This is a genomic window from Vibrio sp. 2132-1, assembly GCF_033344315.1.
This window is the reverse complement of the sequence record NZ_JAWPON010000001.1, coordinates 128,943-139,164: the sequence shown is the minus strand read 5'-3', so window position 1 is coordinate 139,164 and position 10,222 is coordinate 128,943. Positions and strand designations below refer to the sequence as shown.

3 protein-coding genes are annotated in these 10,222 nt (G+C 41.5%); 1 reads left to right on the top strand and 2 read right to left on the bottom strand.

Annotated elements, in window-relative coordinates; translation table 11 throughout:
- A partial coding sequence (locus R8N47_RS00555; protein WP_318185843.1) for a hypothetical protein occupies nt 1-7,958 on the bottom strand: 7,958 nt, incomplete at its 3' end.
- 253 nt (nt 7,959-8,211) lie between these two features.
- Between R8N47_RS00555 and R8N47_RS00550 the strand changes: the two genes are divergently transcribed.
- Nucleotides 8,212-9,186 carry a peptidoglycan DD-metalloendopeptidase family protein gene (locus tag R8N47_RS00550; protein ID WP_064354832.1) on the top strand — a complete coding sequence of 325 codons (975 nt, stop codon included), beginning with the start codon at nt 8,212-8,214 and terminating at the stop codon, nt 9,184-9,186.
- 311 nt (nt 9,187-9,497) lie between these two features.
- Here the strand turns inward: R8N47_RS00550 and R8N47_RS00545 are convergent, their stop codons facing one another.
- The gene (locus tag R8N47_RS00545) at nt 9,498-10,073 is read right to left on the bottom strand and encodes a hypothetical protein (RefSeq protein WP_064354833.1); all 576 of its coding nucleotides are present in this window, start codon (nt 10,071-10,073) and stop codon (nt 9,498-9,500) included.
- Nucleotides 10,074-10,222: the final 149 nt, after the last annotated feature.

The window sequence follows — 10,222 nt, the reverse complement described above, 5'->3', positions numbered from 1 at the left end:
TGACCGTCAAAACGTGTCGACGTGCCTTCGAATTGTAGCGTGGCGGCATGCGTTTCATCCACATTGCCCACTGGCGTGATGGCTAAGGTTGGCGTGATCGGTAATTCGTGAGCGGTGTTATCCTCACCTATGTTGCCAGTCAAATCTTTAAATTGACTAACAACCAAGTCGACACTTAACAGCGCGGTGCTCGGAACTTGTACATCACCAACCCAGACCTTTTTATCTGCCGTTGCTGACAGAGAACTAATGCGATTGCCGCCAAGCGTAGCGGTCGCCTCTTGGATCTCTTTGTCAAACTCAAGCGATACATTCACGCTTTGACCCGCACTCTGATGCTCGGGGTTAAATGTCACATTGGTTAGTTTTGGTAAGGTTCCTTCAACCGCGATACTTAAGCTGCTTCCTTTTCCAGGAATGGTGTTGGTACTTTGGTAGCTATCGTCCTCTACCTGTATTGTTATGTTTTTATCTTGCTTTTCTGGACTGATGTAATTAACCGTCCACGTAACGTTGTCTGAAGTGGACCACGTATCTTGCTTTAACGTTCCTGTTGCGCCGTTATCACTAGCGACAAGATGGACATCTGAGATATCAAAGTTCGTAACTTCTTCTGTAAAGTTAAACGCAAGCGTAATCTCTTCGCCTCCAAAAAGAGGGGCGCTTGAGGCGGTAGAGATACTTAGCCCGGGAACGGTTGCCGCTTCCACATGCGCGTCAATAGAACTTTCACTCTTGTTATCCACCTTGTCTGTTGCTGCCACCGTGATCGTATGATCGCCTTTCGGTAACAAATAGCTTATGACATAAGGCCCCGCTTCGGTTGTCGGCTCAGTAATCGCTTGAGGAGCCACTGTGCTACCACCACTCACCGCTTTTGACGTGACGAGATTTAAATTTTTATCTGTAATGTATGCACTAATTTCTAGTTGATACTTATCGTTTGTCGGCACCTTAGAGGTTTGATTAGCACTTAAGCCCGAAATACTTGGAGCGTCATAATCAACAATAGACTCGATCACTTGTCCATCATAACTTTTGCCTAGTAATTCAAAGCTTGTATTCTCTCTTCCAACTGAGTCCGTCACCGTCACCTTAAGGGTATATGCCCCTTGGTTATCGACGGCAAAGTTCATCATTCCATTACCACTAGATGAGATAACATCACCTGAGTAACGCAAGGAATCACCGAGGCTTGGAATAAGCTCCACAGAATATTGTGAAGCTTTCACTCTTTCTCCTTCCACCGTAGATACCGTAAACGGCTGGCTCGCCTTGGTTAAAAACAGTTTCCCACCCTGCAAACTCGTAATTCCATCGAAATCAACTGTGACTTTAGGAACACTAATATCAATGACTTTTCTGATATCAGAATACAGTCCGACGCTATCTGTCGCTTTGATATCAACCGTGATTGAACCACGCCCCTCTAGCTGAGATTTTGATAGTTCAAAGTACGTAGATGAACCATTCCCATCCTCTACTCTTTCTTCTTGATAACTCGGGTTTAAAACCGAGTAGTTTACTTTTGCCAGGCTGCTACCAGTGTCCGTTATGTCAAAACGAAAACGAACATTATCAGGATTTGTTGGCGATTCGGTTACGATAATCTCATCGCCAACACTTGGAGGTGTGTTGTCAACTTTAATATCAACGGCCGCTTCACCGACTCTCGACCACACATCCGTTGCGGTAATCGTTGTCCTGATCGTTTTTCCATCCGCATCGCTAGGAAGTTCACTTGTAAATGTTGAACACTTGTAGGTTGGATCATCTGCACACACCTCTAATTGTGCAAACTTCTCCGGATTATCTTTATAGTTGTAGGATTCCGTTCCAAACCTGGCCATCACATTGTCTAGTCTAGAGTTTTCATACAGCTTAATTCTGAATTTGGCGACAAGCTGCTGACCATTAATGGTTGTGTTTCCAACCGGATCAGTAATTTCAACGACTACCGAACCTTTAGGTAATTCAAGCAGTAGATCGTGCTCTGGCGTCAAGTTTCCTGCTAAATCAGATAAGTTCTTGATTTTGTATTCTTGAGTTGTACTCAGGCCATCAATAATATCGGCATAGGATTCAGAATACGTACACTTGATATTTCCAACACCTTTGGCACAAGTCGTTGGTGTATAAGCTTTGTTGCCAAGATTACGAACCAACTTTGGATATTCATCTGAACTTTCGGTATTCACGCCTGATAAAGCATCATTGAAAGAGAGCTCAAATGTGAGCATCTTCTTCTTCAAAGCTTCATCAAACCAAACATCACTTCCTTTAAAACTGTATGAGTTACCATCTACGACTGTCGGTGCATCAATATCCACCATCGAGAAATTGAACTTGTTGATCGTTTCACGCCCATTTGTACCCAAGGTTTTAGTGATCAAAGTAACAGGTGCTTTGGTCATGTTTTGCCCAACATTGACACTACAACTGTAAGGTTCTTGCGATACGTTGATAACACCAGAAGTTGGTTGCTCATTAGTTGGTGGCGTATCCAGAGAGTTGTATTCTTCACGAACCCAACACTCTAACGTTTTGGCTTTGACCGCACTCAATGTAGTAAAGGTGACATCAAGAACACCATCAGATAAGTAATTTTGGAAGTCCAGCGGGCTTTCAACCGTTAGAACCACGCCTTCACGCTGTACGCTAAAGGTTTGGTTTACTTTTCCAACCTTTCGGTCTTTTTCATCAAGGTAACGAACTTTGTTATAAACTTTGATATCAAGTTCATAATTACCATCTTTGGCAATTTGTGTAGAAAGCAACGTTGCAGTCCAAGTGCCATCTGCGGTTTCTGAGAACGTAAAGTTAGTCCCGTTTTGCTCTCCAGAGAATCTATACGTTGAGTCAATTCGATCAACGCCACTATCATCAACAATATCAAGCGTAAGTACGATATTCCCATCTTGATAGATGGTGTTGTTTGTAATTGGCGTTCCATCCGTGTAACTCATCGCCAGCGTCACCTGCGGGATTGAGTTGTACACTTTGACGGTAAAATCTTGCTCATCACTGGTTAAGGTTGTGTTGCCACGAACATCAGACCCTTTTAAACGAACCTTGTGTGTACCCGTACCTAAATCACCAAGGCTCACTTTGAGATCCTCATTGATTTTTGTACCGGGAGAGCCAGGTAATGGTTCCAGATCGCTAAACGTCCAATACTCTAGGCTTTCTCGATTTACGCCATTAATTGAAACATCACCGTTTGCATTTAGGTCTAGCGCCGTTAGGTCAAAGACATAGTTACCTAAGTAGTAGTCATTCGCATTGAAACCACTTAATCCTAATGTTGGTCCATCACGATCAAGAATAACCTTGTGCGTGTTAGAACTAGACTCAAAACCATAAATATCGGTTGCTTTTACATACAATGACGTTGTTTTTTCATCTTCAGAAATGTCTATTTTATCTGTGTCACTCTTGATAAGAGACATGACAAACTCTTTAGATGAATCCGTTGGCACAATTGTCTTAATTGGCGAATCTTTACCACTTTGATACAGCGAGACTTGCTCAAGGTCTGAATCGTCTATTACGGATTTAAATCGCACGTTGAACTCACGCCCTATGACATAGTTCTCTTTGGACAATGTGTCTTCAACCCAAGGTGTATTTAGGATGATTTCAGGGCCTTTGTTATCGACTTGGAATGTGAATTTCCCTGTTGTACTGACATTGGCAGGGTAAGCGTTGTCCGTCGCAGTGACGTAAAATTCATTCCATTCATCGTAATCAAATGCTTTTGAAACCAGTTGGACTTTGACGTCAGGCTGTTCACCAACTAGGTATGGTACGTCACACGCCTCTGTTAGAGGGTCACAGCTTTCTAATGTCAGAGCCTGACCAGATCCGCGGCGCAAATCTATTTTTACGTTATTGCCAGAGCTTAACGTCCCCCAATCAATGACAGGTGTCCATTGGTTATTACCACCTAAACGGCTTTGAACCTGCTCACTTTTTACAATAGGGGCTTCAGAGTCGATACGAATATTGAATCTCGGAGCGGTGCTAGTTAACTCTGAAACGGAGTTACCTAAGTTGTCCTCTGCTGCTGCAACAACTAACCAATCTCCATCACCAGGATAAATCGTAGAGCCTTGATTTGAACAAATCTCGCCCGTACATAGTTTGACTTTAAACGCGTCTTTCGAGTTACTTGCAAAGTTTTCTGGTGTATATGTTACTTTTTCACCGGTTTGCTGGTAGAAAACAAGGCCCCTCGAGGCAAGCTTATCACCAACAATATCCTCAACCTTGAAGGTTAATTCATGAGTATTGTTCGCATTTAAATAAATACCGTTTTCTACAGGTTTACCATCGACATCATTCGGTGGAAGGTAACTGGCCTTAGGGAAGTCGTTATCAATAAACACCGATTCTATAAACGGAGATTTACCATTGTAACCATACGCATTGCCATGTGGGTCCATAGCACTGGTCTCCACGGCAAACTCTATAATATCTTTTAGTTCACTAGACTGGGAGTTAAGGGTGAAGAAGTACTCTTTTCGATAAGCATTGCTGCTGTCTGAGTTTTCTACGATGTTGATGTCCAGTGGTATTTCGATATTTGGCTCATTAGCTTGATACCACATCGTGCTAAACTTCGGACCGTAAGCGTCGGTTCCTACAATACCAGAAGGATCGTCTAGGACAATTTTAGAAACAACCTCGCCAGCGATATAAAGCCTATTACCAACCATCGTCTCTCTACCGCTTTCAATGGTTAATTTTGGCTGCGGCGGCAAGGTATCGATACTGCTACCCTCTGTATCAAAAATGTTCTTACCATTTAAGTCAGGATTAGCCATCGAAATATCATCAGCATAGAGCTGCGCGATATTGGTCTCAATACCGTATTTGCTCGCCATGATTTCATAATAGGATTGCGCCAGATCTTTTCGGTAAGTTTCAGCGCCAAACGTGTAAGAATCGAGCGTAACTTGACTTCCTCCGGCCCCTATACCATTTGCTTTTCCATCGTAGCTAAAATCATCGTAAATAGCAGATGCAAAATCTAATGAGTTATTTCTTGGCATTCTCTCGGCAATACTATCAATTGCTTCAACAAGGAATCGGTGTAGATAGTCATTTGATGGCTTGTCTGGAATCGCTTTAGTCGTAAGCATTTCATTGGTTGCATAAGACACAACCGTTGGATCAAACCCAAAGAATGAGTTGTTATTCGTACCTGATAACGCGTAGCGCACCTCATCAAGAATTTGAATCGCACGTTCTGAAGTTTTCTCTCCCGCTGTCACTTGATCCCACTGGAAATCAAACAAACCAGTCTGATATGTCGATAGTTCAGTAATATAGTAAGTTTGAGAACCGTTGAGCTTAAAATACACACCAATATTGGCCTTGTTTAAGTCAACCGTTACTTTCTTGGTCCCTGGATCTCTTTTCCATTGGTAATAGTATGGCTCACTACCTTCGATACCAATTAAACGAACACGCATGAAATCATAATTCACTACGTCAGTTGTGGTTTCACAGCTCGCTACGTCAAGAGCCATAGACTGGTCACTTTCCAGTTGCTGGATAGTGGTACAACTTGCAAGTGAAGTGAATTCACCACTTGGGCTCAACCCTTCAAGTTGAGCTCGCGCACCAATAAATGGTGTCACCACTTTTATGGTTGGTAGGTCAAAGCTACTTCTAAAATATACTTCTCTTGGAGTGCTTTCGTTATCAGACTCATCGACGGTTTGAATGACTAACTTTTGACTACTGTTTTCTGATACCGATTTAAAGCTGTCACCCAAAATATCTCTTACAAAAGGAATGTAATAGATGACATCCTCTACTCGCCCATTGCTATCTAACAGCGTTTCGTGCGGAATTTTTGCGATGTAATCGTCATCTGATGCGGTTGTGTCAATAACTTGCTGAAGTGAGTAGTTGTTATCGTTGTTTTGGCTTACGTAGTACTTGACGACGAGCTTTAGCTTATTAGCGTTGGAGCCTAAAACCGTATCGGTATTTACGTCTGATACTTTCACACGAACATAAGGGATTTTATTCTCTTTCAATAAATTAGCGTTGAAGTTACTAAAATCTATCCCTTTTAATGAGCTCTGAATCCCTAAACTTGCGTACGCATAGTCAATCTTCAGGAAATCGCGGCTTGCTTGAACATTGTCTGGGGTGTACGTATCTTGAGAGTAGATACCATCGTAAGTGGTTCGTTCACCATCTAAACCCACATTTACGTACGTCATTGACGTACCTTCAGGATAGGTTATCGTCTGTGCTGGCGCTTGATCGTCACGACTTACTGCATGCTGCGCAGAGCCCGTATTGCCTTTGCTATCCTTCGCTCGAACCTCAAAGACCGTCGTAGATAGGAATTCATCAGTTGGGTAAGCCTTACTAAACTCACAAGCATTTCCAGACTCTACAGTGACAGGAGAACATGTGACGCCCTCATGTAAGCCATCTTTAAATGAAATACTGACAGAACTAATCTCTTGCGAGCTTTCTTTTACAACCCCTTTCAGAACGTATTCTTTAAGTTGGTTATTAATTGCACTCGCCGATGTAATATCGATAACAGGCGCATCGTTATCCCATTCAAAGTTGATATGAAGACCCGAATGGCTGCCTGGAATTAACTCATTACCCAGTACATCCGCTGTATATAAGACTAACCGTGCTGCTGTTACGTTTGAGAGCCCTGTGGCAGGGTTCATATCTACACTATCGATCTCTTTAGTATTAATGTTAACTTTAACGTTGGTCTCTCGAAGGCCAACTTCAAAATCATCAAATTCAACCGAACAGAATGTGCTTCCAAAATCTTGTATGTCGTTACATTGAAATTCACCAGACCAAGAGCCATTAATCTGATACTGAATAAAGGCGGATACGTCTTCTACACCGATATCATCAACAATTTTTAGGTCAACTTTATCGGTGCCTGCAAGTACATCACGGTCAATGCGTGTCACGATAGGCGCTGTGGTATCAATCTCCGTCCCATCTCGCGGTGGAATGATGCCATCTGTACTGCCATATGTACCTAAGTCATTAAGCTTCTTACTAAAGTCGACATAGTCGGCAGCATCAGTACCAGAAATATTGATACTTGGGTCGTTTACCACGATCAAAACGTGCTGAGATAAGTCACGTGTGTAAACGTCGCTGTTTATCTTTTTCTGTCCAAAGCTGAGGGGAGTCACTGCTCCTGAAGTCTTGCTCACTTCAAGACCATCAAGAACACCATCTGCAATAACATCCCGATATTGGATGTCAGCGAAGTGCATCGAAGTGTAGACGTTATCGCTGTTGCCGTATTTTTTTATAAGATCGTAAGAGTAAGACGAGTATGCTGTTAATAAAGCACCGTATTGATGCCCAGCACTAGCAAAACTGCTTTGCCCACCTTTGGTAATATCAATAGGTTTGGTCTCATTTACGTCAAAACCATACATGCTATTGATACTACCCAAAGCGGTTGAAAAGGCACTTTCATCTGTGGCCCCCTGAGAAATTTTGTACTTTGCCAAGCCTGCTGCCAAGTTCGACAGCGGAGTAAGCATTAACTTTTGCTCACTCCCCTCTTTAAAGTTCACAACACCTTCAAATTTAAGTGTCTTCGCATTGCTCACAGATACCGTTTCATTTGTAAACGGATCGGTATAACTCCCCTCTTTTGCAACAACAAAAAGAGGCATTGACGACGATTCAAACTCTAGCAGATAGTTTCCGAAGGCATCAGACGTCGTGTTAGCCAACTTCCGACCTAAGTTTCCATTTTTGAACTCGAAAACCTCAATCTTGGCGCCATTGACTGGGGCGTCAAACACCATACCGGAAATGCTTCCTTTGCTTCTAGCTGGAGGTGTGTTGTCTCCTCCATCACCACCACCACATGCACTCAATAAAAGAGATGTAAGCGTAAGACCTAATGTTAATTTCAGCGTATTTTTAGCGAACATAGTAATTTGGCAAAATATATTTTCCCGAGATTATATTATTGAAAAATATTTTCTCAACGTGACATTAACACCAACAAAATAGGCATAAACACCAAGCCAACCGTCACTTTGACTGAATTATTAAAATTATTTTTACATCCTATAATTATTAACTTAGTTAAAACAGAGGAATTACTCATGCTTTAATGCTAGTTTTTATTTAAAATATTATACTCTACGCACAACTGTCAGTATTGATAAACCAACAAAACTAATGACTATTTTAATAATAAAAAGAAGTGTGCAAGCTCCTACCGTAGCCCTTATCACTACTGCGTTAATCATATTGATTAGCGTATCGCTTTCTCACTACTTACTCACTCCTGTTGATAGGCTACCTACCATCAAGCCTTTAGAATTCGAAAGTGAGAATGTGCAGCCATCAATTAAAAAGAAGACTCGTAGGCAAAAAATCACTACCGGTGTTGTTGAATACTCTTTTGTCGCTTCATTATTAAAATCAGGAGTGAGTCAAAAAGAGATCAACTTGCTATTAGCACTTATCAAAAGCAAGTTTAATATTATTGACTCTATTAAAAGAGGTGATAACTTTATCTTAAGAACTAAATTAAATAGTAAAAATGAAACTTACATTAGTTCTTTTTACTATTTAGGCAGTAAAACTGATTTATTTATTATCAATGATGGTCACGGTAACGTATTTGATGAGCATGGTGTGTCGATAAATAATCAGTTCATGTTTTCTTCACCCTTTGATAAAAACTACAGAGTGAGCTCTGACTATGACTTAAAGCGAACACATCCAGTGACCAATATAACGACTCCGCACTTAGGCACTGATTATGCCACACCTGTAGGTACACCGATTCGTAGTATTGCTGATGGCATCGTTTTAAAGTCCCGCTACAACCGTTTTGCAGGCAACTACATTAATATCCGCCACACAAATGGCTCTGTATCACGCTACCTACACTTATCTCAGCGCAACGTCCATGTTGGAGAGAAGATCAGCCGAGGACAAGTGATAGGGAAAACGGGTAACACAGGAAGAACAACAGGGCCGCATTTACATCTTGAACTGCACATCAATGGTGTTCCGGTTGATTACGAGCGATACATTCAAAGGCACCCAAACACTGACGTAAATATAGAAATGCTGATTGCAGCGAGAAAAGAAAAAGCAGAGTTAACAGCGGAATGGCAACGGTATGAGCAGTCAAATAGGTAACAACAGCCACTTCGATTCGCTCTTTCTTCATTTATCTGAAGCGAGTCCTCGCAACCCTCTGAACGCTTCGTAGTCTGTCGCCACTAACCAATTTCAGGATCAAAAAGAGCCGCTACATGCGGCTCTTAATGATTCTAATCTTTATTTACATACCCATGAATTGATACTTTGTGACATCACGTTTCAAACTCAGAAATTCAACCATAAACGTTATTACATAAAAGAAACTCATAACTAGTATTACTAAGTAGTCATAGAAAAAATCAATTGGTAACTACGAGACAATAAAAATGAAACGGCTTACTAGTATACTAGTAGTCGAACACATCTAGTAGATCGAGATCGAATTCGACACCACGCAGGTCATGCTCATTACACAAGTTCTTTAGCTTGTCATCGCAATAAAGCAACGCACATCCTTCCATCAACGACTTGAAAACGTACTTATCTGCAACGCTCAACTCGATGAACTTAAGCGACTTCAAGCCAACCGGATGCTCATCAATATACTCGTGTTTCGTATTTTCCTGGTCTTCTTCTCCAAAACTCATGACATTGAAAACCTGAAACTTCTCACCATCAATCACTATAGGTAAAAACTCACCATCTGTTTCAATGTATGGTTTAAGCACTTCAGCCGCTCGCAGCGTCAGCACTAAACACGTTCCCCAAACAGATATGTCAGGTTTTTTTACCGATGTCTTGTAGTGAGCCGTAAATTGAACACTCTCTTCTACCCAAACATCAGACAAGCCCTCTGCTCTTACTGGCTCATTGAAAAGCCTATTCAACAGGTCATCATCGCCCGCATCTATGGCCCTCTGATACGGATCATGCTCAAGAACTTTAAAGTAACGATTGAGGTTTCTTACCTGGTATATACTCATTAAGCTGGTTTCCAAACTGGTTCTTTCTTCACAAGAATTTGAAGATAATGACAAATATTATCTTCATGACACTTAATTCTAGTCCCAAAAACGCGTTTACAGTTTCAAATTTCGACTAATATTCCAACCTATCTCTAAAAACCGTTGCA